The sequence below is a fragment of the Stackebrandtia nassauensis DSM 44728 genome, from assembly GCF_000024545.1.
In the GTDB taxonomy this organism is placed as follows: domain Bacteria; phylum Actinomycetota; class Actinomycetes; order Mycobacteriales; family Micromonosporaceae; genus Stackebrandtia; species Stackebrandtia nassauensis.
The window spans coordinates 3358128-3382786 of sequence record NC_013947.1; the positions used below are offsets into that span (position 1 = coordinate 3358128).

The window sequence follows — 24659 nt, forward strand, 5'->3', positions numbered from 1 at the left end:
TGGGTGACCGCCTCGCGCCTCGCCTGGCGGTCACCCACGTCTTTTCAGGCGGTGACGGGTTGGCGCCACATGGGGTACAGGGCGGGGGCGTCGGGCCTGGGGCGGATGGGTTGGCCGAGGTCTTCGTAGCCGTGGCGTAGGTACAGCTCGCGGCAGCGCAGGCTTGCGGCTTCGAGGTAGGCGGGCATGCGCGTCAAGTCGGCGTGGTCGTGTTGGGGTTTCATGAGGGCTGAGCCCAGGCCCTGGTTTTGGGCCCCGGGGAGGACGGCCAGCAGTTGCAGGTAATGGTGGGCGGCGTGATGGGGGTGGTTGTCGTCGAAGCAGGCGCCCAGGTCGTTGAAGTAGGGTGCGCGGTCGCCGCAGATGGGGTTGTTGCGGGTTTCGAAGTCGTCGATGTCGGGGGCTGAGGACGGCAGCCACACGGCGACGCCTGAGTAGTCGTCGGTGGTGTGGACGGTGCCGTGTTTGAGGGCGTGTTCGGTGAACAGCCGGAAGTGTCGGGGCAGGATCTCGGCGCGGGCGCCCGGGTCGGGTACGAGCCAGGCGGACACGTCGAGGTCGTGGAAGGCGGCCGCGACGGTGTCGGCCAGTGCTGCGGCTTCGCCGTCCTTGGCGCGTCGGATGACGGGCGGGTTCATGCGCGGTCTCCTGTCAGGACGGGGCTGTCGTGGTGTGGGGGTGGGGTGGGGGTGTTGGCGGCGCCGATGCGTTGGTAGGAGCCGGGTCGGGTGGTTTTGAGGATGAGGGCCCAGGTCACGCCGAGGGCGGCGATGAGGGCGAAGGCGGCGGGGAAGATCCACCAGGGTTGGGTGGGTTTCCAGCCGATGAGGCTGGGGAAGGCTTCGATGGCGGCGTAGACGATGGCCACGAGGATGGCCGCGGCGGCTCCGGGCGCGAGGTAGCGGGTGATGATGTTCTCGGTGCCGCCGTTTTTGGCGAAGAAGCACACCACGGCGATGGCGGTGGCGGTGACGAGCAAAAGGACGCCGAAGCCGCCGGTCATGCCGGTGACGAAGAACAGTTGCACCAGGGGGTCGCCGCCGGCGATGGCGAAGCCGGCGATGACGGTGATGCCGATGATGCTTTGCAGGATGGAGGCGTTTTTGGGGGCGCCGGAGCGCATGCCGGTGCGGGCGAGGCGGGTGGGCAGGACGTGTTCGCGGGCCAGCGCGTAGGTGTAGCGGGCGACGGTGTTGTGGTAGGACAGCATGGCGGCGAAGACGCTGGTGATGAGCAGGATGATGCCGATGTCGGACACGGTGGAGGTGCCGAGTCTTTCGGCGGCGACGGTGAACATCATCTCGGATTGTTGGGTGGCGGCGGTGGTGATGAGTTTGTCGTCGCCGACGGTCACGGCGATGGCCCAGGCGGTGGCGGCGTAGAAGATGACCATGAGGCCCAGGGCGAGGTAGGTGGCGACGGGGACGGTGCGGGTGCGGTCGCGGCTTTCCTCGGAGTAGACCGCGGCGGCTTCGAAGCCGACGAAGGCGGTGAAGATGGTGACGGCCACGGCGCCGATGCCGGGCAGGAACAGGTTGTCGGGGGCGAAGGTGGAAAGGCTGATGGTGCCGCCGGCGGGGTTGGCGAGGAAAACGGTGTCGAAGATGATGACGACGGCGACTTCGGCGGCGACGATGACCAAAAGGACGGTGCCGTTGATGTCGACGCGTAGGACACCCAGGAGCGCGACGATGGCCCACGCGGTGATGGCGTAGATCCACCAGTCGATGGCCAGGCCGGTTTTGTTGGTGATGAAGGCTTGCATGGTGGCGCCGAAGATGCCGTACAGGCCGACTTGCATCATGTTGTACGCGGTGAAGGCGGTGAAGGCGGCGGCGACTCCGGCGGGTTTTCCGGCTCCTTGGGCGACGTAGGAGTAGAAGGCGCCGGTGTTGTTGATGCGCCTGGACATGGCCATGTAGCCGATGGAGAACAGGCCGAGGACGGCTGCCATGAGCAGGAATGCCAGGGGGTAGCCGGTGATGCCGGTGTCGGCTGAGACGGTGGCCCAGCCGACGGTGACAACGCCGCCGATGGTCATCAGGGGGGCGGCGGCGGTCATCGCGAAGGCGATGATGGAGGGTGCGCCGAGTCGGTCGGCGGCCAGGGCGTCGTCGACGACGGAGCGGGTGGGGGCGGACATGGGGGGTGGGTTCTCCGTTCCTTAAGTTCAGGTTTGGTGGGTCATGATGATCTGTCCGACGAGGTGCCTGGTGTTGTCCATGATGGTGCGGTATTCGCCTGGCAGGTGGGTGATGACGTGGCGCAGGTAGCGGGTGCCGACGTGGCCGGGGTCGTCCCACAGGACGTGGGGTGTCAGGCCGGTGGCGTCGATCCAGGCGATGAGGATCTGGTCGACGGCGTCGACGGGGCGGGCTTGGGCGAGGCGTTTGGCGATGCGGGCGCCGGGCCAGGCGGCGTCGGTGGACACTTTGGGCACGAAGCGGCGGCGTTTGCGTCCCAGGAGGTTGCGGGTGTGTTGTTCGTCGACGATGCCGTGGCGCAAAAGCCGGGAGGCGATGTCGTCTTCGGCGGTGCGGGCGAAGAACCGCAGCCAGGTGTCGATGGTGTGGGTTTCGCGGGCGATGTGGTCGGCGATGGTGTGTTGCAGCAGGTCGGGGGAGGGGGTACGGTCGCGTAGCGTGGGCTGGTTGCCGTTGATGGCCAGGCGTTTGTTGTAGACCATTTCGCACAGGAGTCCGGCTGCGGCGGCGAGTCCGGCCAGGCGTGGTGGCAGCAGTGACGCGCCGGTGGTGTCGTCGTGGGCGACCAGCCAGCATTCGTCGGCGAGCAGCACGCTTGTGTGGTTCCTTTCGTGGTGGCGCGGCGGGGGAGGCTGGTGCGGTGACGGCACCGGCACGTAAGGCGTTGACCGCGCGCCAACACGTTGCTACAGGTGTGGGCGGTTGCCTAGCTCAGGGTGGGCGTTCATGGTGAACGCGCTGGAAACACCTCGCGGCGTGTGTCTCCTATAGACACCCACTTGCATTGACGCTGGTCGATGCGTCGTCTTTCTGGGTATACCCTCCGAACGTATCGGGGCATCAATACAGGGCGATGTGTGCTGTTTTGGCCACGCCGCTACCCTAAGGAGCGATACCCCGACCCCGTCAGCAGTTGTGCAGGAGGCTCCTCGCGTGTTGCCGGTCTTGCCCGTCGCCGATACGAAATGGTGGACACACGAGTCGTTTCGCGGCGTGCCGCTGCCGCAGATCCTGGCCGCGCGCGACTTCGGGCAGGTGTTCGCGTTCCTGAAGTCCCGCGGCTGGAGTGTGGGCGCCATCGCCGCGGTCACCCGGGTACAGGAGGCCCGGGTCCGCGAGATCATGGCCGGCCGACGCAAGGTCACCTCCTATGAGGTCATCGAACGCATCGTCACCGGCCTGTCCATCGACCGCGCCACCTGCGGCATCGGCACCGCGGCGGCCACCTGCCAGTGCGCCACGACCACACCCGACGCCTCCATCACCGAGTTGATGGCCCACGCCGAAAACCTCAAACCCGACGGCCTGGCGTTGCTGATGGCCCACACCGACCACATCCGCGACCTGTCGCACAGCCTCGGCGCGGCCGCCGCCCTCACGGCGTTGGGCGCTCACCTGGAGACGCTGGCGCGCCTGCGGTCGTTCAGCGTGTCGACGGCGAGGCGGCGTGACGTGGCCAAACTGTTCCACGACGCGGCGTGCCTGGCCGGGTGCCTGTCGGGTTCGATCGGCGACGACACCGCGGCGTGGCGCCACCACGAGGCCGCCAAGGACGCCGCCCGTGAGGCCGAATGCACCGCCGCGCTGGCCCATACGCTGTCGCAGCAGTCGCGGATCCTGGCCTCGGGCGGTCACGCCGCCGCGCAGCGCCGCCTGGACGCGCAGATCAAACACCTCAACGCGGGTGCGGTGTTGCCGGAGGTGTCGCGGGGGGAAGAGATCACCCACTACCACGGCAGGCTGTATCAACGCGCCCGCTTAGGTGTGGCGGTCCAGCTCGGCGATGGTGGCGTTCAGCCACGCGAACTCGGTGTTGGTTTTGGCGTGGGCGATGGACAGCAGGCCCTGTCGGAACGGGTCGTCGAAGTCGTCGACGGCCGCCGGGCGGCCGTGTTCGTCGAAGAAGTACGGCACCGGCTCGGACAAAAACGCCAGGCGGCGGCGCAACACGATGGCCTGTTCCCTTGGATTGTCCAAATGCCGCAAGAACGCCAGCAGCGTGAACCACCGGTTCTCGTCCGAAATGGTCAAATCCTCGGGGTCGCGTAGCAGCCACGTCAGATGGTCGATGCCTTTTTGGGTCAGCTCGAGCATGTGGCGGGGTGCGGCCACTTTGCCCGGTGCACTGCGGCGGGTAAGCATCCCGGCGGTTTCCAGGCGTTTGATCGCCGGGTACAGGGTGCCGTCGGCGATGGGTTTGACGTGACCGGTCAGCGCGGCGATACGGCTTTTGAGGTCGTAGCCGTGCAGCGGGTGGTCGCGCAGGAAACCCAGGATCGCCAGCTTCAACATGCGCCCATTATGGTGCAAGGCTGCGACAGGTGGGTGGTGCGGTTGCCTTAAGCGTCGCCGAATACTTCGATGCTGGCGCCCAGGAGGCTCAACCGTTCCGCCAACTGCTCGTATCCTCTGTGGATGACGTTGATGTCGCGCAGTACCGAGGTGCCTTTGGCGGCCAGCATCGCCAGCAGCAGCACCACGGCGGGGCGCAGTGCCGGCGGGCAGATGACTTCGGCGCCGGAGAAGTGGGTGGGGCCGTCGACGCGCAGCCGGTGCGGGTCCATCAGGGTGATGCGGGCGCCGAGTTTGTTCAGGTCGGTCAGGTAGATCGCCCGGTTGTCGTAGACCCAGTCGTGGATGTCGGTGGATCCGTTGGCGTAGGCCGCGATCAGGGTGAAGAACGGCAGGTTGTCGATGTTGAGGCCGGGGAACGGCATCGGGTGGACCTTGTCGATGGGGGCGATCAACGTGGAGGGTCGCACGGTGATGTCGACCAGGCGGGTGTTGCCGTTGGCGGCGAGGTATTCGGGGCCGCGGGAGTAGTCCAGGCCCATCTCCTCCAACAGCGCGACCTCGATTTCCAGGAACTCGATCGGTACCCGCGCCACGGTGATGGACGAACCGGTGACGATGCCTGCGGTGATGAGGCTCATCGCTTCGATGGGGTCCTCACTGGGGGCGTAGTCGACGTCGCGGTCGATGCGGGGCACACCGTGGACGGTGAGGGTGGTGGTGCCGACGCCGTCGATCCGCACCCCGAGTTTTTGCAGGTAGAAGCACAGGTCTTGGACCATGTAGTTGGGGGAGGCGTTCCTGATGACGGTGACACCGCCTGCGCGGGCGGCGGCCATGAGCGCGTTTTCGGTGACGGTGTCGCCGCGTTCGATCAGCACGATGGGTCGCGGCGGGACCTGCCGGGTGACGGTGGCGTGGTATTCCCCGGCACCGGCTTTGACTTCCAGGCCGAAGTGACGTAGCGCCATCATGTGGGGTTCGACGGTGCGGGTGCCCAGGTCGCAGCCGCCGGCGTAGGGCAGGCCGAAGGTGTCGAAGTCGTGCAGCAGCGGCGCCAGGAACATGATGATGCTGCGGGTGCGGCGGGCGGCGTCTTCGTCGATGTTGTCCAGCCGCAACTTCGCCGGCGGCACGATCTCCAGGTCGTTGTCCTCCAGCCACCGGTATTTGACGCCCATGGATTCCATGACGCGCAGGATCCGGTTGACCTCTTCGATGCGCGCCACCCGCCGCAGCGTGGTCTTGCCCCGGTTCAACAACGACGCGCACAGCAGGGCGACGCCGGCGTTTTTGGAGGTCTTGACGTCGATGGTGCCCGACAGTTCCTGTCCGCCGCGTACCCGCAGGTGGACCGCGGCGGGTTTGCCGAGGGTGACGAACTCGGAGTCCAGGGCCTCGGAGACCCGGTTGAGCATGTCGACGCTGAGGTTTTGGGCGCCGCGTTCGATCCGGTTGACCGCGCTTTGGCTGGTGCCCAGCAGGTCGGCCAGCTGGGTTTGGGTGAGGCCGCGGTGTTTGCGGGCGTCGCGGATCAGGGTGCCGATGCGGCGCAGGATGTCTTCGGTGCGTGCTGGCGTTTCCGACATGCACGCCACCGTATCTCACATATGGCGTGGCCCGTGGGGGCGGGCGCCGGTCAATGCCGCACGGAGTCGCGCCACCAGCGACGTTGCGGCGACGCGTGATCTTTGTCGCGGCAACGGTTTGGACAGGAACACGCATGCGTCGGCGAAGTGGTGCCAGGTGCCGAGGCTGTCCAGGCAGGAGTACCGGTCGAGGTAGGTGTGCGTTCCGTGATATCCCAGTCGCTCATACAGGCGTCTGGCGGCGGGGTTGGCCTGCGCGACGCCCAGTCCGATGCGGTCCAGGCCGCGCGCGGTGGCCTCGGTTTCGGCGGCGGTCACCAACTGGGTGCCCAGGCCGTTGCCGCGCAGCGTCTCGGGGAACACTTCCAGGCCGTTGATCTCCGGTACCCCGGGGTGCGCGTTCTTGACGGTGTCGTCGGCGCAGCCGTCCCATTTGATCTCGGCGCGTCCCACGGGGACCCGCTCTCGCCAGGCCACCAGGTAGGTGGAGTCGCCGAGCGTCTGGTTGGCGAAGCGGCGGGCGTGAAACGAGTGCACGCTGGGGGAGGGGTTGTGGTGTTCGAGCGTCGCCACGTCGATGTCGCGGCACGGCAGGATGGTGGCCTTCACGCCTTGAGGCTGGCACACGGTTTCACCTAAAACAAACATTAAGAAACCTTCAATATCGATGGTTTTGTATGGAATCGGGGTGGTGGCGGCCCCTATGCTGCGCATAAGAAAGTTCCTTCACAAAACTGGTTCGCATCCCCCAGGAGGACCCCCTTTATGCGCCGCAACCGCAAACTGCTGTTGGCAGCCGTCGCCACCGGCGGCGTCGCCGTCCCGCTGGCCATCGCCGGTGTGGCGTTCGGCCACGGCTACACCGACTCACCCGAATCCCGGCAAGCCAAATGCGCCTCCGGCGAAGTCGCCGACTGTGGCGCAGTCGCCCACGAACCCCAGTCGGTCGAGGGCCCCAAGGGTTTCCCCGACAACGACATCGCCGACGGCTCGATCTGCTCGGCCGGGCTGGAGGGCTTCGCCGCGCTGGACGACCCGCGTGGCGGCGAGTGGCCGACCACCACCATGAACCCCGGCGAACAGACCTTCCACTGGACGCTGACGGCACCCCACGCCACCGACAAGTGGGAATTCTTCATCACCAAGGACGGCTGGGACGGCACCAAAGCCCTCACCCGCGCCGACCTGGAGGCCGAACCGTTCTTCACCCAGGACGACGGCGGCGCCAAACCCGGCAACAGTGTCGACCTGACAGTCAACGTCCCCGACAAGACCGGACGCCACCTCATCCTCGGGGTGTGGACGATCGCCGACACCTCCAACGCGTTCTACGCCTGCTCCGACGTGACCTTCGAGTAACAGTCCCCGGCATCTGTCACTCTCCCACCGGGCACACCCGCAGATGCGCGGGTGTGCCCGGCTATCGTTGCGGCCAGACATGCGCACCATCACCCGCGACGCCACCGCCGAGATCACCGTCCACCGGTCCCGGTTCATCTGCGCCCTGGCCCGCCTCGACTCAGAAACCGACGCCAAGGCGTTCATCGCCGGGCGTCGCAAACTCCACCACGCCGCCCGACACCACGCCACCGCCTGGATCCTCGGTCCTGACGCGGCCAACCGCAGGTCCAGTGACGACGGCGAACCCGCCGGAACCGCGGGCGCACCGATGCTGTCGATCCTGGCCGGGCGCGACCTCACCGACACCGTCGCCGTCGTGACCCGCTACTTCGGTGGCGTCAAACTCGGCACCGGGGGACTGGCCCGCGCCTACGGCGACGCCGTGACCGCCGCCCTCGACACGACCGGCACCGTGGAGCGGGTCGCGGCCGAGACGTTCACCATCACCTGCCCCCACGACGTGGCTGGCCGCCTCGACGCCGAACTGCGCGCCGCCGGCCACACCATCACCGCGACCCGCTACGACACGGCCGCGCACATCGACGTCGTCACCACCGACACCCACACCCTCACGACGTGGCTAACCACGCGGGGCCTGGCCGCACTTCACACCGGCACCACCGTCATCGACGCCTAAACAGCCGGGCGCGGCACCCACGATCCGTGGGTGCCGCGCCCGGCTGATGCGTCAAAAGCGCGCGTGTCTACTGCGCCAACTCCGCCAACCGAGCCTCGGCGGCGGCCAGTTCCTCACGCAACCGCTCGGCCTGGTCGGCCACCTCCTGCCGCTGCTGTTCCACAATGTCCTCCACGACCGCGGCCACGGCCGGGGAATCCAGCGACTGCACCATCGACACCGCCGTCGACGGTTTCACCGGCACCGGTTTGGCGATCACCTTCGTACCCTTGGACGCCGACACCGACCACTCGTTGTCCTTCCACGACAGCGTCACCGTCAACTCCGGTGCCTGCTTGGCCTTGGCGGCGCGCTTCTTGGGTGCGGCCTGAGCGGCCGCGGGTGCCGCCGCGGGTTCGGGGCCGTCGTTCTGCTTGGGAACGGATGGCTGCTCGTCATTCATCGATGTTGTCTCCTTGACAGTGCGGGCACTACTCTTGCGGCTATTGTCGCGCCTGGCCGAAGCCGGGGCGGGACTTTCATTCAACAGTGGGGCACCGGCCGGAGCCGGTACCTCGGCCGGTTTCGCCTCGGTCTTCTTCCTCGCCGGTTTACGGTTCAGCTCCCCACGTTCGGGGACCCGGACCTCCTCGGCGGTGAACGGCAGTTCGTCGTTGCCGAAGGCGACCACCACGAAATCTCCCTCGGCGGGGCGGTTCAAACGCACCACCTTGCCGACCTTGCCGGAGATCTGGCCAGCCGCGTCGGTGAACACGACCTTGGGGTGCTTGCCCGACTCCAGGGTCTCGACAAGCCCTTCTACGTCCGACGTGGACAAACCCATTGCCACGTCACCTCCTCAACCTGTTTCGCATAACGCCGCCTAGTCATACCAGTCGCCTGCGACATCACGTCACCGTCCAGCCGCCGTCGATACCGCCGGGCACCGATTCGGGCGGCGCGTACGGCGAACGCGTGAACACGAACGTCCCGATGTCGATGTGTTGGACGCGGCCGGTGGCGTCGCGTACCACCCGCAGCCGCTCGCCGGCGAAATAGTGGTCCAGCCCCGTCCACGACCCGTCCCCGTTGGGGCGAAACCGCGACGCCCGTGTCATCCCCGACACGTGCTCCAGCCGCAACCAGCCGCCGTCCTCGGCATACAGCGCCGCCTCACTGGTACCCCAAAACCAGGCGCCGGTCAACTCCAGGACCCGTTGCGGCACATCCGAAGCCGGAGCCCACTCGATAGGCAGCCGAGGCTCGCACTCGTCCATGATGTCGAAGACATCCTCCACCTCACCCGCATCGGCCGCGGAGGTGCAGTTCGACACCGCCACATGCGCCACCCCCGAGGCCGGATCCACCCGCACACCCGCGTTGAAGCCGGGCATCGACCCGCCGTGGCCACACAACCGACGGTGCTTGTCGCGCCACAACTGCACCCCCAAACCCATACCCGAGACCCACTCGTCGCCGTCGACGACCGCCCGCGGACGGCACATCTCCGCGACCGTGTCACCCGACAACACCTCGCCGCCGTCGCCGGCCAGCAACCCCGCCCACCGGCCGAGATCAGCCACCGTCGACCACAACTGGCCCGCCGAACCCATCGCCCCGACGTCCTGCACCACCTCGGGCATCACCACATCCGCGTACGGATGCACCGCCCACCCCGTCGCGGCAGGCGAGCGGGGCGCCCACGTCGTGTCCCGCATCTCCAACGGCGCCAACACTTCGGCGGCCAACACGTCGAACCAGGCGCGGCCCCGCACCCGCGACACCAACTCACCCAACACCGCGTACGCCACATTGGAGTAATGGAAGGCCCGGCCCGGAGCGTCCACCACCACCCCTGAGGCCATCGCCTGACGCAACCCGGTCGCGTCCACACCCGGCGAACGCTCCCACCACGCGCCCGGCAACTCCGCGGCCACGCCACCGGTGTGCGACAACAACTGCGCGATCGTGCGATTGCCGAACGGCACCCCACCCACATGCGCGTCGATACGATCGTCCAAACTCAACCGGCCCTCATCGCGAAGCCGCAACACCAACACCGCCACCAACGTCTTGGTGATCGACCCGATCCGGTACTGCACATCCACCCCGGCCGAACCCTCCGGCAGCGAACCCCGCGCCCCCCACCACACCAGCCGCCCATCACGCACCACACCCTCCACCAGCGACGGCATCCGCCCCTTCGCCTGCCGCACAGCCAAACGCCGGTAAAGCCTGCGCGCCGTGGAATCCAAAACCGGGAAGTCACTCACGCAGCACACCCTAACCGGCCCAAAACCCGCACACCACGCCCATACACTGACTGGCGTGAAGCTCAGCCACGACACCTACCAACACATCGCCGCCCTCATCCGCGACATCACCGACACCGAAGCCCTCACCCGGTTCGGCAACCTCGCCGGCGGCGACATCAGCGAGAAAAACCCCGGCGACCTCGTCACCATCGCCGACACCCGCGTCGAAACCGCACTCACCGAGCAACTCCAAGCCCTCATCCCCGGTTCAGTCACCGTAGGGGAGGAGGCCTGCGAACACCAACCCGAACTCATCGACGCCCTGGCCACCGACACCCCCTGCTGGATCATCGACCCCATCGACGGCACCGCCAACTACGCGTCCGGCAAACCCGAATACTCCTGCCTCGTCGCGCTCGCCCACAACGGAACCATCCACGCGTCCTGGCTGTACGCGCCATCCCTGAAACTGTCCGCAGGCGCCCACGACGGCCAAGCTTGGATCAACAACCAACCCGCACACACCCCCACCCGTGCCCCCGAGGCACCCCTGCGCGTCATGACCACCCACCCCAACTACACCGGCGGATACCGCCACATCCTCGACGCACTCGACGTCCCCGACATCACCCGTATCGCCTGCTCCAGCGCCGGACTGTCCTACATCGACCTCATCCAGGGCCGACTCGACGCCCTGGTGTACACGTGGGAAAAACCCTGGGACCACGCCACCGGCCTCCACATCCACGCAACCGCCGGCGGCACCCACACCACCATCGACGGCACGACGTTCCGCCTCGCCGGAGGCAACAACCTACCCTTCATCGTCGGCCACCCCACCGCCATCGACACCATCACCGCGCTGTTGCCCTGACCGCCGATCCACCAGCCGCCCCAACACCCCATACCCCGGGTTCGAGCGCGCCGCGTCCCGCAACTCCCGACCCGTCACCCCCAAATACCCCTGCGACGCGTTCAACGACCGGTGACCCAAAAGCTCCATCACCTCCATCGCACTAGCCCCCGACGCCCCCACCCGCGTGGCGAACGTATGCCGCAGCGCATGCACCAACGCACCCCGCTGCACCGCGTCATCCACACCCGCGAACCGGTAACACTGCCGCACCAGATACTGCAACTGGTTGCGCGTCAACGCCTCACCCCGGTGATCCACGAACAACGGCTCCGACGGCGCCAACGGCCACCGCCCACCCGGAAACCGGCCCCGCCGCGAAGCCAGATAATCCGCCAACAACACCTCAAGCGGGCCCTCCACCGGCACCACCCGATCCGCGCCACCCTTACCGTCCCGCACCACCAGCCGCCGCTCCCCAGCCCCACCCGCGACATCCCCGGCCCGCAACGCCAACAACTCGCTCGAACGCAGCCCCGTCAACAACAACACCGCCACCACCGCCACATCCCGCTGCGGCCACGGATGCCGCCCCGCCCTGGCCCCCGACATCAACGCCTCCAACAACCGGTCCGGTGCGTCCTCACCCCGCAACGGCTTCGGCAACGGCCGCGCCGCCTTCGGCCTGGCCACCCCCGACATCGGATTACCCTCCACAATCCCCTCACCCACCAAAAACGAGAAGAACGCGTTCCACACCGACCACGCCCGCCCGATCGACGACTTCGCCCGCGACGCCGAAAACCCCGCGAACGCCCGCCGCATCACCGACACCGACAACCCACCACAATCCACCCGCCCCGTCTCACACCCCACCTCGGCCGCCACCACCTCAGCCACCGCCAACAAATCCCGCCGATACGCCGCCGTCGTATGCGGCGAATCCTTCCTGGGCGCCCGTGACTGAAAGAACAACTCCACCGCGACCGAAAAATCCACCCTCAACACTCCCGACACAAACAAGAAACAAACACCCGGAAGTATCACCCACCGATACGACACCGAAAGGCCACCATGCACATCCGCGCCATGACACCCACCGACGCACCCGACGTGTTGAAGATCTACCAAGACGGCATCGACACCGGCAACGCCACCTTCGAAACCACCGCACCAACCTGGGAGACCTTCGACCACACCCACCTACCCGACCACCGACTCATCGCCCACGACGACACCGGGCCACTGGGGTGGATCGCCGCCACCCCCACCTCCACCCGGCACGTCTACCGCGGCGTCATCGAACACTCCATCTACATCGCCACCCACGCCCAAGGCAGGGGAGTAGGCTCCGCACTCCTGGCAGCGTTCGTCGACTCATGCGAAACAGCCGGCATCTGGACCATCCAAGCCGGAATCTTCCCCGACAACACCCCAAGTCTCGCCCTCCACGAAAAACACGGCTTCCGCATCATCGGCATCCGCCACCACATCGGACAAACCATCGACGGCCGCTGGCGCGACGTCGCCCTCCTGGAACGCCGCTCCACCACCATCGGCGTCTAGAACAACGCCGGCGTCCCCGACTCCAAATCCAGCAACCACCGTTTACGCTCCACACCCCACGCGTAACCCGTCAAACCACCATCACTACCCACCACCCGGTGACACGGCACGATAACGCTCACCGGATTACTCCCATTGGCCGTACCCACCGCCCGCGCCGCGCTCGCTGGCCGCCCCACCAACGCCGCCAAGTCCGCGTACGTCACCGTCTCCCCAAACGGAATCCGTGACAACTCCCGCCACACCCGCAGCTGAAACTCCGTGCCCTCAAGCGCCAACGGCACATCGAAAACCCGCAACTCGCCCCGAAAATACGCCTCCAGCTGCTCCACCACGTCACCGAACACGCCAGCGTCGGCAGACCCCAGCTGTGACGGGTCGGGGCGGTGCCGGTTGTCGCAATCCATGAACAACCCCGACAACACGCCCTTCGTCGCCACCAACGTCAACGGCCCCAACGGCGAATCCACCACCGTATGCACCCGCGACACCTCACCCCACCTCCGACACGATGTCGCCGCTCGGCAGCACATTGATCGCATGCTCACCCGTCGCCCACAAATACTGCACCGCATAAGCCCGCCACGGCATCCACGCCCGCGACCGCTCCACAAGCGCCCGCGCACCCGTCGGCAACCCCAACTGCTCCGCCGCCAACCGGATCCCCAAATCCGAGGCCACAAAAGCATCCGGATCACCCAACGCCCGCATCGCGATCGACTCCACCGTCCACGGCCCAAACCCCGGCAACGCCGACAAAGCCTCCTTCGCCGACCGCCAATCCACCCCCACACCCAACTCCACATCACCATCCACCAACGCCCGCACCAAACCCAGCAACGTGTTCTTCCGCGACACCGGCATCGCCAACCCATCCGGATCCAAACCCGCCAACTCACCGGGGGAGGGGAACAAATGCGTCAACCCGCCACCCGGATCCTCCACGCGCTGCCCATACCGCGCCACCAACCGCGCCGCGTGCGTGCGCGCCGCCGCCGTCGACACCTGCTGACCCAACACCGCCCGCACCGCGAACTCACCCGGATCCACCGTCCTCGGCACCCGACGCCCCGGCGCCTTGGCCACCAACGGCGCCAACACCTCATCCCGCGACAACAACTCATCCACCGCCACCGGATCAGCGTCCAAATCCAGCAACCACCGACACCGCGCGATCGCGATCGACAAATCCCGCAGATCACTCAACCACAACACACAACCCACATGATCCGGCCCAGGCCTAAGCGACACCACCCCCGGCCCATGCGGCAACCGCAACGTCCGCCGATACGCGCCATCCCGCCACTCCTCAACCCCCGGCACCGCCGTGGCCGCCAAATGACCGAACACATTGTCCGGACACAACGGCTGCCGAAACGGCAGCCGCAAACTCAACGCACCCGAACCACCCGACACCGCCCGCGACTTCGCCCGCTGCCTAAGCGACGTCGGCGACAACGCGAACACCCGCACCACCGTGTCATTGAACGCCCGAATACTCGAAAACCCCGCCGCGAAAGCAATCTGACCAAACGCCAAATCCGTCGTCTCAATCAACAACCGCGCCGTCGAAGCCCGCTGCGCCCGCGCCACCGCACCAGGCCCCGCCCCCAACTCACCCCGCACCTGCCGCTCCAACTGCCGCACGCTATACCCCAAACGCGCCGCCAACCCCGACACACCCTCACGATCCACCACACCATCAGCGATCAACCGCATCGCCCGCGCCACCACATCCGCCCGCACATTCCACTCAGGCGACCCCGGCGACGCATCCGGACGACACCGCTTACACGCCCGAAACCCCGCCGCCTGCGCCGCCGCCGACGACGGATAGAACCGCATATTCTCAGGCTTCGGCGGCACCACCGGACACGACGGCCGACAATAAATCCCCGTCGACGTCACCGCCGTGAAAAACCAGCCATCAAACCGGGCATCCTTCGACTGAACCGCCCGCACACACCGCTCGAAATCCTCATGCATGCACCCAGCCTGACCCCCAAACCACCCCAGCGCTAGCGAAAAAACGACATCAAGATCAACCAGGCTAAACGTCCGCCTCCAACGTCACATGAAACGGCACCAAACCCTGCCGCTGATAGAACCGCAACGCCCCCTCATTCGACGCGTACGCCGTCACCGCCACCCGATCCGCCTCGCGCTGGCGGGCCCATTGCCGGAACCGGTCCACCAGCACGGCGCCCACGCCGCTGTCGCGATGCTGGGGGAGTACGTACAGGCTGCGCAGGGTCGCTATCCGCACCGAGCGCATCACCGTCGGCTCGGCCACCGCACCGGCGAGGTAGCCGACAACGTCGTGACCGTCCACGGCCACGAGCTGGAGGCGGGTATCGTCGTCCAGCCCGGCGCGGAAACTGTCGGGGCCGTGGTCGCGGGGCCAGTCGAGGTTCATGCTGGAGTCGCGGGTCCCGCCGTCCTCGCGAAACAGGGAAGTGGCGCAGGCGATCCAGCCGTCGAGATCGGACAGGCGGGCGGGGCGCACGATGATGTCGTTCATGATCGCACCCTAACCGTCCAGTGTGGTTTTTTATTTCGCGGGCCGCTCCCCCGTAATTACGCATAAGTGACATTATGCTGAAAATCCAGACAAATCCGGCACCGGCAACACCGGGGAACCAAAGCCGCCGCGCCGCCGCTGAAACGCCGATATCGCCACCGTCGCCGACTCACCGCGCTGTGCCCGTCAACCGGACGTTGGCCGCCGCGACAAGCTCGCGGAGGCGTGGAGACGCGTTTTCTAAAAGGCGCGCGAAACCGGCGCCGAGCGGAGTTTCCGCGCCTCCTGATACTTGGTTGATAATATATATTATGTCAAGTAGCGCGGTTTCAGGCCCATTACCACCACTGCGCCAGCCGCAGCCCACAAACGGCTTTGGGGCGTCCCGGGACGACTTCGACGGTGACGTCGTGGGTGAATCCGGCTTGCATGTAACTGCGAAGCCTGCGGGTGTGGTCGGCGTCGGTCACGGTCCACACCGTTGTGACGTTTTGGTAGGCCGGAAGCACGATGTCGCGCACGAAGCTCCAGATGAGTCGCGGTTCGAGTCCGTCGGCGCGAATCGCGGTGTCGGTCACCACGCATTCGATGACGGCGGCGTCAGTGTGGCCGACGATGTCGAAGAACGTGGGGTTGTCGGTGATGGCGTGATGTTGGGCTGTCCCCCGCTCTTGATTGTCCACTGTGATCCCATAGATGCCACTTGTGGGATTGTCGGGGTTTGGCGTGAACGTGAACGTCGTGTCGGGGATGGTCGCGGCGGTGGTGATGGTTTCGGCTGCTACCCCGGGTCGGCAGCGTTTGGCGGCGGCGTCGGCGTCGAGCCATTCGTAGCGGTCGTGTTCGTGGTCGAGGACCACTTCCTGGTCGGCGTCGACGGTGGCCAGCCACAGGGCGTGGCCCCGGGCGAGGTCGATGGGGTGGATGGTGGCGTCGGTGATGCCGGTTTCCTCGGCGAGTTCGCGTAGGGCGCTGGTGTAGGCGCCTTCGCCGGGTTGACGCATGCCCGAGGGTGGGGTCCAGGCCCACAGGCCGTCGGGGTCGTCGCTGGGGCGGTTGGCGCGGTGCAGGGTGAGGTACTGCCAGCCGTCGGGGGTGTGGCGTCGGGTGACGATGGCCGAGCCGCGGGGGTGGCCGGTGCCGATGGCGACGCCGTCCCAGGTGGAGTCGGAGGTCATGGTTGGTGAGCCTACGTGAGGGTGGGTGCTTGTCCCCTAGTCGACGCCCAGTGGGGTCAGGGCGAGGCGGGGCATGTCGGCGTGGCCGAGGCCGGTGCCGGTCTCGGCGGTGATGCCGGGGCCGCAGCCGGCGATCCAGGCGGTGCGTTCGAGGTCGGAGTCGCCGCCGTGGCCGCCGCCGTCGCGGTGGCCGTGGTCGGTGACGGCCAGGATGGTCCACTGTTCGCTGGCGTAGGTGGTGCGGGAGCGGATGGCGTCGAGGACCTGGCCGACGCAGTTGTCGGCGTTTTCGATGGCGGCGGTGTAGGGGGCGCCGGTGCCTTGGTGGTGGCCGACTTCGTCGACTTGGCCGAGGTAGACGAAGGCGATGTCGACGTCGATGTCGGTGAGGGTGCGGCAGGCGTTGTCGGTGGTGGCCTGGTCGGAGATGTGGTCGCCGCCGTTGCGGGAGCCGCCGGGGCGCGGTGGGGTGTATTGGTGGTCGGGTTTGAAGATGGGGCCGCCGGAGTAGTCGGTCAGCAGGGGTAGCCAGCCGGCGGCGGCGTAGCTGGTGTTTCCGGCTTTGGAGGCGCGGGCCAGGAAGCAGGGGTGGTTGTGGAGGCGGTGGCCGGACAGGTCGTTGCCGTGGATGTTGTGTTCGTCGGCGTGGACTCCGGTGGCGATGGTGGCCCAGCAGGGGCCGGAGATGGTGGGGTTGATGTCGGGGACGCGTACGGCGGTCAGGAAGCCCGAGTCGGTGATCGTGTCGAGGTTGGGTGTGTCGGCGGTGCGCAGCGTGTCGAGGCGGACGCCGTCGATCCCGAAGACGATGACCTTGTGCTTCACGGTTTCTCCCGGTTGTCGTGATGCCACGGTCGAAGATCATCGCAAAGATATTCTCCGGTTTGGTCACCGGGGTGGGCGAGTTGTCCATGGTTGACATGCGTTGTCCATTGATGTCAATATGTGATTACCCGTTGGGGTGATGTGTTTCACGTTCTCCTTTAAGGAGTCAGTGATGGTGTATCGCGGTCCTTCTCCCCTATGGCGGGTGTGCGCGGGCGTGGCGGCGGTGGCGCTGGCGTTGCCGGTTACGGCGTGTTCGGCCTCCGAGGATGACCGGACGTTGATCACGTCGGTGGATCAGACCGTGGAGAACCTGAACCCTTTGACGACGTTCTTCTCGTTGAACTATCAGGTGAACAACCTGATCTACGTGCCGTTGATCCGGTTCGGCGCCAAGGACTACTCCCCTGTCGAGGGCCTGGCCACGAAATGGGAGCCGTCGAACGACAATCGGGTGTGGACGTACACGATTCGTGATGACGCGAAGTGGAGCGACGGCAAGGACATCACCGCGGCCGACGCGGCGTTCACGTATCAGTTGCTGATGGACGATAAGGCGTTGCGGGCTTCGCATTCGGAACTGGTGAACAATTTCGCCTCGGTGAAGGCGCCGTCGGCGGACAAGCTTGTCATCGAGATCAAGAAACCGTCCTCGCAGATGACGGCTTTGGACACACCGATCGTTCCCAAACACGTGTGGGAAAAGGTCGACAACCCGTCGAAATACAAGAACACCGATTTTCCGGTGGTGAGTTCGGGACCGTTCATCGCCACGGATTTCGCGGTCGACGAGTTCATTAAGTTCGACGCGAACAAGGATTTCTTCGGCGGGGCGCCCAAGTACGACAAGTTGGTGTTCCAGTACTACAAGACCCCCGAGGCCGCGGTGCAGGCGCTGCATTCGGGTGACGTGGACTTGGTGGGCGGGTTGAATCCGGCCCAGTTCAAGTCGTTGAAGGGCGAGGACAACATCGCCACCAACAAGGCGCAGAGCCGGTCGACGACGTCGATCACGTTCAATGTGGGTGCCAAGGCGCAAAACGGCGACATGATCGGTGACGGGCATCCGGCGTTGCGGGATTCGGTGGTGCGGCAGGCGATGCACGCGTCCATCAACAAGGACCGGTTGATCGACAAGGTTCAGGACGGGTACGCCGAACCGGGGGTGGCGTATATTCCGCCGATCTTCGATGACTATTTCTGGGATCCCGGGGACGAGACCGTCAAGTTCGACATAGAAGCGGCCGGGAAGAAACTCGACAAGGCCGGGTACAAGAAGGGTTCCGACGGGATCCGCACGATGCCCGACAGCGACAAGAAACTGGAGTTCCGGCTGCTGTACCACTCCGACGAACCGTCGTACGCCACGATCGCGGAGTTCTTGAAGACCTGGTGGGAAGAGCTGGGTGTGGCCATCGAATTGGACAGTGCTGATTCGACGAAGCTCAATGACCAGTTGTACGCGGGCCAGTATGACGTGATCTTCTCCGGGTGGGGTGTGGATCCGGATCCGACGCCGATTCTGGCGTTGTACGCGTGTTCGTCGTTGCCGGAGACGGCGAAGTCGGATGAGCGTGACACGGACACCTTCTACTGCAACAAGGACTACGACAAGCTGTATGAGAAGCAGAAGGCTTCGACCGACGCCGAGGAGCGGGCGGCGTTGGTGGCGGAGATGCAGCGGATTCAGTATGTGGACGCGCCGCAGGTGACGTTGTACTACTCGAACGTGTTGGAGGCGTACCGGTCGGATCGGTGGTCGGGGTTTGACACGCAGCCTGCTGACGGCGGGATGATCCGTGGCCAGGAGGGGTCGTGGGGTTATGCGTCGGCGACGCCGGCTGCCGGTGGTGGTGTCGGCGGTTCGGGGCCGTTGTGGGGTGGGATCGCGGCGGTCGTCGTGGTTGTCGCGGGTGTGGGGTTGTGGTGGTGGTCGCGGCGTCGCCGGGCTGCCAGTGCGGATGAGCGCGAATGAGTCATCGGGCCGCGGCGACTTTCCGGTTTGTGGGGGTGCGGTTGGGTGGTGCGGCGGTGTCGTTGTTGTTGGTGTTGGTGAGCGCGTTTTTCATTTTCCGGGTGTTGGGTGGGGATCCGGTGACGGCGATGACGCGGGATTCGCCGGCGACGCCGGAGCAGAAGGCGGCGCTCAGGCGTGAGTTGGGTTTGGACAAGGGGTTGGGGGCGCAGTTTGTTGATTATGTGCGGGAGATGTTGTCGGGGCGGTTGGGGGTGTCGTATCAGTCGCGGTCGCCGGTGGTGGAGGTGATTTGGGAGCGGTTGCCGGCGACGGTGTTGTTGACGGGTACGGCGTTGGTGTTGGCGTCGGGTGTGGGGTTGTGGATTGGTTCGCGGGCGGGGTGGCGGGCGGGGTCGCGGTTCGATCGGGTGCATGTGGGGGTGTCGTTGACGTTGTGGTCGGCGCCGACGTTTTGGTTGGGGTTGGTGTCGGTGATGGTGTTTGGTCGGTTGTTGGGGTGGTTTCCGGTTAATGGGATGCGGTCGGCGCGGGGGTCGGATGGGTGGCTGGCTGAGGTGGTGGATGTGGCGCATCATCTGGTGTTGCCGGCGGTGACGATGGCGGCGGTGATTTACGCGCAGTATGTGTTGGTCATGCGTTCGTCGATTATGGAGGAGAAGAGTGCGGATTATGTGTTGACGGCGCGGGCGAAGGGTTTGCGGGATGAGGTGGTGCGTCGTCGGCATGCGGTGCCGAATGCGTTGTTGCCGACGGTGACGTTGGTGTTTTTGCAGTTGGGTGGGGTTGTGGGTGGGGCGGTGTTGACGGAGACGGTGTTTAGTTGGCCGGGGTTGGGGTTGTTGACGTATCAGGCGTTGAAGATTCCGGATATTCCGTTGTTGCAGGGGACGTTCGTGTTCTTTTCGGCGGCGGTGATTGTGGCCAATACGTTGGCCGACATCGTGTATCGGATGCTTGATCCTCGGGTGCGTGTGTCGTGAGTGATGCTTCTCCCCTGGTGTTGCCGCGTGGCAGGTTGCGGGCGGCGGCGTCGAGGCGGGCGGGGGTTGTTGGTGCGGTGGTGTTGGGGGTGGTCGGGGTGTTGGCGGTGTTGGCGCCGTTGATCGCTGATGAGTCGGGTTTGGACGCGACGAAGGCGGAGGGTGGCCGGTTGGAGGGGCCGTCGTGGCGGTTTTGGTTGGGTACCGACGAGGTGGGGCGGTCGGTGTTGGTGTTGGTGTTGTGGGGGGCTCGGGTGTCGCTGTTGGTGGGGTTGGCGGCGACGGTGTTGTCGGTGGGGTTGGGTGCGTTGGTGGGTTTGGTGGCGGGGCATGCCGGTGGTGGGGTGTCGTGGGTGTTGATGCGGGTGACGGATTGGTTTCTTGTGTTGCCGCAGTTGGTGTTGGCGATCGCGTTGGCGACGGTGTTGGGGCCGACGCAGGCGACGATCATTGTGGCTATCGCGTTGACGTCGTGGGCGTCGACGGCGCGGTTGGTGCGGGCGGCGACGTTGTCGGTGTCGACGCGGGGGCATGTGGAGCGGGCGAAGGCGTTGGGGGCGGGTGGGTGGCATGTGGTGCGTCGGCATGTGTTGCCGGGTGTGTTGCCGTTGATCGCGGCGTCGGCGACGTTGCAGGTGGCGTCGTCGGTGTTGGCGGAGGCGACGTTGTCGTTTCTGGGTTTGGGTGATCCGGGGCGGGTGTCGTGGGGAACGATGTTGTCGCGGGCGCATGAGGCGGGGTCGGTGTCGTATGGGGCGTGGTGGTATTTGTTGCCGCCGGGTTTGGCGATTATCGCGGTGGTGGCGGCGTTCACGGTGTGTGGGCGGGCGTTGGAGTCGGCGTTTCAGGAGGGGCGGTGACCGATGCCGGGTTTGGTGTTTGAGGACGTGCATGTGACGTATCCGGGTGGGGTGCGGGCGGTGCGGGGTGTGTCGTTGGAGGTGGCGTCGGGGCGTCGGGTGGGGGTGGCTGGGGAGTCGGGGTGTGGGAAGTCGAGTGTGGCGTTGGCGGCGCTGCGACTGCTGCCCGCCAGCGCTGAGGTGTCGGGGCGGATTCTCATTGATGATGAGGATGTGGCGGGTATGTCGTGGGGGCGGTTGCGGGCGGTGCGGTGGACGGGGGCGTCGATCGTGTTTCAGGGGGCGATGCACGCGTTGAATCCGGTGCGCACGGTCGGGCATCAGATCGCGGAGCCGTTGATCCTGCACGACAAGCTGTCGCCGAAGGCGGCGGCGGGGCGGGTGGGTGGTTTGTTGGAGCGGGTGGGTTTGCCGGGGTGGCGGGCGGGGTCGTTTCCGCATCAGTTGTCGGGTGGGCAGCGGCAGCGGGTGATGATCGCGATGGCGTTGGCGTGTCGTCCGGGGTTGATCATCGCCGATGAGGCCACGACGGCGTTGGATGTGATGATCGAGGCGCAGGTGTTGCGGTTGTTGGATCAGATCGTGGCCGATGACCGAATCGCGTTGTTGATGATCAGTCATGACGTGTCGGTGTTGTCGGCGTGGTGTGACGAGTTGGCGGTGATGTACGCGGGCCGCATTGTGGAGCATGGACCGGCCAAAGCGGTGGTGCAGGCGCCGTCGCATCCGTATGTGCGGGGTCTGGTGGGGGCTTTGTCGCCGGTGGGTGATGTGGGGGCGCGGTTGTCGCCGCATGGTCTGGCGGGGCGGGCTCCGGATCCGGCGGGGCTGCCGCGGGGGTGTGCGTTTCGGGCGCGGTGTGATGTGGCGGTCGAGGAGTGCGCGAGCCTGGATGTTGGTTTGCGTTCCAGTGGTGAGGGTCGGGTGGCGGCGTGTGTCCATGTCGGAGGTGAGTCGTCGTGACGGGGTCGGTGGTGTCGGGTCGGGGTGTGGCGGTGCGGTACCGGATCGGTAAGCGTGTCGCCAGGGCTGTTGACGATGTCGATATCGATGTCGCGGGCGGTGAGGTGGTGGCGTTGGCCGGGGAGTCGGGGTGCGGGAAGACGAGTCTGGCTAGGGCGTTGTTGGGGTTGGAGAAACCATCGGCGGGTGTGGTGTCGTGGCGGGGGGTGCCGTTGCGGTACGCGACGAAGGCGCTTAGGCCGTTTCACGCGGATGTGCAGTTCGTGCCGCAGGATCCGGCGGGTGCGTTGAATCCGCGGCACACGGTGTATGAGGCGGTCGCGGAGGGGTTGCGGATTCATCGTCGCGGTGATGAGGCCGCGAAGGTCGCCGAGGCGTTGGAGTGGGTGGGGTTGACTCCGGCGAAACGTTTCGCCGACGCGTATCCCAGGCAGTTGTCGGGGGGTCAGAAGCAGCGGGTGTTGATCGCGGGCGCGTTGGTGTTGCGGCCCAGTCTGGTCATCGCCGATGAGCCGGTGGCGTCGTTGGACGCGTCGGTGCGGGGCGAGATCCTGGCGTTGCTGTTGCGGCTGCGCGACGATTTCGGGACCGCGTGCCTGTTGGTGACGCATGATCTGTCGGCGGCGTGGAGCATCAGCGACCGTACCGCGATCATGTACGCCGGGCGCATCGTCGAGACCGGGGCCACGACGAGCGTGTTGACGGCTCCGTCGCACCCGTATACGAAGGCGTTGTTGTCGGTGTTGCCGGAGTCGGGGTGGGACGCGCCGGTGGTGTTGCGCGGTGAACCGCCGGATGCGACCGCGATCGCCCCCGGCTGCCGGTTCCATCCGAGGTGTCCGGCGTTGGCGGAGGGTGCCGCGGAGGCGGTGGCGGCGTCGTGCCGGGGCAAGGAGTTGCCGGTGTTGCCCGCGTCGGGAGCGCATGTGGCGTGCTATCTGGACGATTCCTGTCCCGCCTGAAGCGACACGCCGCATCGGCAGCGCCACGGATCGGCGCGTGGTGGGCTTTAGGGTCACGGTCTGCCCCGGGAAAGGACTCCTGTTGTGGACGTGTTGCGATGCCGCCGACGCCAACTGCTGGCGGTCGCGGTGGTGACGGCGACCGGCCTGGCCCCCGCGACCGCGCGAGCGGCGGAGACGTCGTGTCGGGGTTGGTGTCTGCACTACTGCGACACCACCTGCCGTGATGGGCAGCGGCCCGCGTGCGCCACTCCCCCTCGCCGTTGACGACCCCCGTAGCCTTGAGCGGCATGATCGTCGTGCACACCCGCGTGCGTTGCCACGCCCAGCATCGCGACGCGTTCATCGCGATCCTTAAACACCTGCAGGATGCCACGCGTCGCGAGGACGGATGCCTCGAATACTCCTATGTGGCTGATTTGGACGACGAGTGCCTGTTTCTGGGGGTGGAGGAATGGCGCGACGAGGCCGCGCTTCGCGCGCATCTGGGCGCGCCCCACATGAACGACCCCGACTCGCGTTTCGACGCCTACAGTCGCGACGCTGAGACGGTGCGTGTGTTCACCGCCCAGCCCTTCGACCTGTAGCCGCAGGCGGCTGGTCGCGCCGGTGGCTACGGCCTCACTGGTTGGCGTGGAAGGTCTTGCGGTACGTCATCGGCGCCACCCCCACTTGGGCGTGGAAGTGCCGACGCAGACTGGCCGACGTGCCAAGACCGGTCCGCGCCGCGATGCGATCGGCCGACAAGTCCGTGGTCTCCAGCAACACCCGCGCCGCCTCGACCCGCTGCCGCAGCAGCCACTGGCCCGGCGCGGCACCGGTCTCGTCGTGGAAGCGTCGCGTGAACGTGCGCACGCTCATCCTGGCCCGGCGGGCCAGGCCGGCGATGCTGACGCGTTCGTCGAGGTGCGCGATCGCCCATGCCCGCACCTCGGCGGTGGAGGCCGCCGCGGTGGATGGCACGGGTTGTTCGATGTACTGGGACTGGCCGCCGTCGCGCCACGGCGGGACGACGCTGCGCCTGGCCACGGCGTTGGCGACCTTGGAGCCGTGGTCGCGCCGCACCATGTGCAGGCACAGGTCGACACCGGCGGCGACCCCGGCCGAGGTCAGCACGTCGCCTTCGTCGACGAACAGGACGTCGGCGTCGACGTCGACCTTGGGGAAGGCTCGCGCGAGGGCTTCGGCGTGCATCCAGTGCGTGGTGGCGCGGCGCCCGTCCAACAGTCCCGCGGCGGCCAGGATGAACGAGGCGGTGCAGATCGACGCCAACCTCGTGCCGGGTTTGAGGGACGCCAGCGCTTCGGCGAGGGGTTCGGGTAGACCGTTATCGCCGATGGCCAGGTCGACGTGGTAGGAGGCGGGTATGACGACCGTGTCGGCGCGCGCCAGCACTTCGGGGCCTTCATCGACGACGATGTCGAAGTCGGCGTTGGTGGCCAGGCGGCCCGGGGTCAGGGTGCAGGTGACGACGTCGTACAGGCGCTGGCCGTCGGGTCCGCGGGCCATACCGAACAGTCGCGCCGGGATGCCCAGCTCGAACGGGATGACCCCTTCCAGTGCCAGGACGGCGACGAGATGACGTGACAACACCATGGCCGAATCTTTGCACATGT

At 66.5% G+C, this 24659-nt stretch carries 26 protein-coding genes; 10 read left to right on the forward strand and 16 right to left on the reverse strand.

All coding sequences use genetic code 11. The annotated features are described in order from the left end of the window. Window positions 1-44 precede the first annotated feature (44 nt). The 7 genes from SNAS_RS15670 to SNAS_RS15700 form a co-directional block, all read right to left on the reverse strand. A complete protein-coding gene (locus SNAS_RS15670; protein ID WP_013018419.1) occupies window positions 45-638 on the reverse strand; it encodes a GNAT family N-acetyltransferase in 594 nt (197 codons plus the stop codon). Continuing rightward, entirely contained in the window at window positions 635-2143 is a 1509-nt protein-coding gene (locus tag SNAS_RS15675; RefSeq protein ID WP_013018420.1) for an APC family permease, read from the reverse strand. The genes SNAS_RS15670 and SNAS_RS15675 overlap by 4 nt, the downstream gene beginning before the upstream one ends. A 27-nt stretch (window positions 2144-2170) precedes the next feature. Next, entirely contained in the window at window positions 2171-2797 is a 627-nt protein-coding gene (locus tag SNAS_RS15680) for a GOLPH3/VPS74 family protein (protein WP_013018421.1), read from the reverse strand. Between the two features lie 313 nt (window positions 2798-3110). Further along, a complete protein-coding gene (locus SNAS_RS37625) occupies window positions 3111-3878 on the reverse strand; it encodes a hypothetical protein (protein WP_144300505.1) in 768 nt (255 codons plus the stop codon). 84 nt (window positions 3879-3962) lie between these two features. Continuing rightward, window positions 3963-4496 carry a PadR family transcriptional regulator gene (locus SNAS_RS37630; protein ID WP_013018422.1) on the reverse strand — a complete coding sequence of 178 codons (534 nt, stop codon included), beginning with the start codon at window positions 4494-4496 and terminating at the stop codon, window positions 3963-3965. 47 nt (window positions 4497-4543) lie between these two features. Continuing rightward, window positions 4544-6085, reverse strand: coding sequence for a helix-turn-helix domain-containing protein (locus SNAS_RS15695; protein ID WP_013018423.1), 1542 nt, complete (start codon window positions 6083-6085; stop codon window positions 4544-4546). Window positions 6086-6100: 15 nt separating this feature from the next. Further along, entirely contained in the window at window positions 6101-6694 is a 594-nt protein-coding gene (locus SNAS_RS15700; protein WP_211207397.1) for a GNAT family N-acetyltransferase, read from the reverse strand. Between the two features lie 156 nt (window positions 6695-6850). Between SNAS_RS15700 and SNAS_RS15705 the strand changes: the two genes are divergently transcribed. Both SNAS_RS15705 and SNAS_RS15710 read left to right on the forward strand, forming a co-directional pair. After that, window positions 6851-7444 (forward strand): lytic polysaccharide monooxygenase auxiliary activity family 9 protein, encoded by a 594-nt coding sequence (locus SNAS_RS15705; protein WP_013018425.1) that lies wholly within the window; start codon window positions 6851-6853, stop codon window positions 7442-7444. A 79-nt stretch (window positions 7445-7523) separates the two neighbouring features. Continuing rightward, window positions 7524-8123 carry an IMPACT family protein gene (locus tag SNAS_RS15710; RefSeq protein WP_013018426.1) on the forward strand — a complete coding sequence of 200 codons (600 nt, stop codon included), beginning with the start codon at window positions 7524-7526 and terminating at the stop codon, window positions 8121-8123. 67 nt (window positions 8124-8190) lie between these two features. Here the strand turns inward: SNAS_RS15710 and SNAS_RS15715 are convergent, their stop codons facing one another. Together SNAS_RS15715 and SNAS_RS15720 are read right to left on the reverse strand one after the other, a co-directional pair. Further along, complete coding sequence (locus SNAS_RS15715) at window positions 8191-8952, reverse strand: hypothetical protein (protein ID WP_144300507.1); 762 nt, start codon at window positions 8950-8952, stop codon at window positions 8191-8193. A gap of 58 nt (window positions 8953-9010) precedes the next feature. Next, window positions 9011-10375 (reverse strand): serine hydrolase domain-containing protein, encoded by a 1365-nt coding sequence (locus SNAS_RS15720; protein WP_013018428.1) that lies wholly within the window; start codon window positions 10373-10375, stop codon window positions 9011-9013. A 55-nt stretch (window positions 10376-10430) separates the two neighbouring features. On the opposite strand from SNAS_RS15720, the gene SNAS_RS15725 reads away from it, so the two are divergent. After that, complete coding sequence (locus tag SNAS_RS15725) at window positions 10431-11231, forward strand: inositol monophosphatase family protein (RefSeq protein WP_013018429.1); 801 nt, start codon at window positions 10431-10433, stop codon at window positions 11229-11231. On the opposite strand, the gene SNAS_RS15730 is transcribed toward SNAS_RS15725, so the two are convergent. Continuing rightward, a complete protein-coding gene (locus SNAS_RS15730) occupies window positions 11172-12209 on the reverse strand; it encodes a tyrosine-type recombinase/integrase (protein ID WP_013018430.1) in 1038 nt (345 codons plus the stop codon). The genes SNAS_RS15725 and SNAS_RS15730 overlap by 60 nt on opposite strands. 90 nt (window positions 12210-12299) lie before the next feature. Between SNAS_RS15730 and SNAS_RS15735 the strand changes: the two genes are divergently transcribed. Beyond that, complete coding sequence (locus tag SNAS_RS15735; protein ID WP_244409147.1) at window positions 12300-12776, forward strand: GNAT family N-acetyltransferase; 477 nt, start codon at window positions 12300-12302, stop codon at window positions 12774-12776. On the opposite strand, the gene SNAS_RS15740 is transcribed toward SNAS_RS15735, so the two are convergent. From SNAS_RS15740 to SNAS_RS15760, 5 genes are all read right to left on the reverse strand, one after another. After that, window positions 12773-13267, reverse strand: a complete 495-nt coding sequence (locus tag SNAS_RS15740) for a methylated-DNA--[protein]-cysteine S-methyltransferase (RefSeq protein ID WP_013018432.1) — start codon at window positions 13265-13267, stop codon at window positions 12773-12775. The two genes, SNAS_RS15735 and SNAS_RS15740, sit on opposite strands and share 4 nt — an antisense overlap. Before the next feature lies 1 nt (window position 13268). Then, the gene (locus SNAS_RS15745) at window positions 13269-14762 is read right to left on the reverse strand and encodes an AlkA N-terminal domain-containing protein (protein ID WP_013018433.1); all 1494 of its coding nucleotides are present in this window, start codon (window positions 14760-14762) and stop codon (window positions 13269-13271) included. A 64-nt stretch (window positions 14763-14826) separates the two neighbouring features. Further along, window positions 14827-15297 (reverse strand): GNAT family N-acetyltransferase, encoded by a 471-nt coding sequence (locus tag SNAS_RS15750; protein ID WP_013018434.1) that lies wholly within the window; start codon window positions 15295-15297, stop codon window positions 14827-14829. Window positions 15298-15635: 338 nt separating this feature from the next. Further along, the gene (locus SNAS_RS15755; RefSeq protein ID WP_013018435.1) at window positions 15636-16475 is read right to left on the reverse strand and encodes an NUDIX domain-containing protein; all 840 of its coding nucleotides are present in this window, start codon (window positions 16473-16475) and stop codon (window positions 15636-15638) included. A 36-nt stretch (window positions 16476-16511) separates the two neighbouring features. Next, window positions 16512-17300: an alkaline phosphatase family protein gene (locus SNAS_RS15760; protein ID WP_013018436.1), complete on the reverse strand. Its 789-nt coding sequence runs from the start codon at window positions 17298-17300 to the stop codon at window positions 16512-16514. Window positions 17301-17472: 172 nt separating this feature from the next. Here SNAS_RS15760 and SNAS_RS15765 point away from each other — a divergent pair, with 172 nt between their 5' ends. The 6 genes from SNAS_RS15765 to SNAS_RS15790 all read left to right on the forward strand — a co-directional run bounded on the left by SNAS_RS15765 (window position 17473) and on the right by SNAS_RS15790 (window position 23630). Then, entirely contained in the window at window positions 17473-19275 is a 1803-nt protein-coding gene (locus tag SNAS_RS15765; RefSeq protein WP_013018437.1) for an ABC transporter substrate-binding protein, read from the forward strand. Beyond that, a complete protein-coding gene (locus tag SNAS_RS15770; protein WP_013018438.1) occupies window positions 19272-20258 on the forward strand; it encodes an ABC transporter permease in 987 nt (328 codons plus the stop codon). The genes SNAS_RS15765 and SNAS_RS15770 overlap by 4 nt, the downstream gene beginning before the upstream one ends. Further along, the gene (locus tag SNAS_RS15775) at window positions 20255-21118 is read left to right on the forward strand and encodes an ABC transporter permease (RefSeq protein WP_144300509.1); all 864 of its coding nucleotides are present in this window, start codon (window positions 20255-20257) and stop codon (window positions 21116-21118) included. The genes SNAS_RS15770 and SNAS_RS15775 overlap by 4 nt, the downstream gene beginning before the upstream one ends. Before the next feature lie 3 nt (window positions 21119-21121). Next, window positions 21122-22081, forward strand: a complete 960-nt coding sequence (locus SNAS_RS15780) for an ABC transporter ATP-binding protein (RefSeq protein ID WP_013018440.1) — start codon at window positions 21122-21124, stop codon at window positions 22079-22081. Further along, window positions 22078-23043 (forward strand): ABC transporter ATP-binding protein, encoded by a 966-nt coding sequence (locus tag SNAS_RS15785; RefSeq protein WP_013018441.1) that lies wholly within the window; start codon window positions 22078-22080, stop codon window positions 23041-23043. Before SNAS_RS15780 ends, SNAS_RS15785 begins: the two co-directional genes overlap by 4 nt. 290 nt (window positions 23044-23333) lie before the next feature. Next, window positions 23334-23630, forward strand: coding sequence for a putative quinol monooxygenase (locus SNAS_RS15790; RefSeq protein ID WP_013018442.1), 297 nt, complete (start codon window positions 23334-23336; stop codon window positions 23628-23630). A gap of 34 nt (window positions 23631-23664) precedes the next feature. On the opposite strand, the gene SNAS_RS15795 is transcribed toward SNAS_RS15790, so the two are convergent. Further along, window positions 23665-24639 carry a GlxA family transcriptional regulator gene (locus SNAS_RS15795; protein ID WP_244409149.1) on the reverse strand — a complete coding sequence of 325 codons (975 nt, stop codon included), beginning with the start codon at window positions 24637-24639 and terminating at the stop codon, window positions 23665-23667. Window positions 24640-24659: the final 20 nt, after the last annotated feature.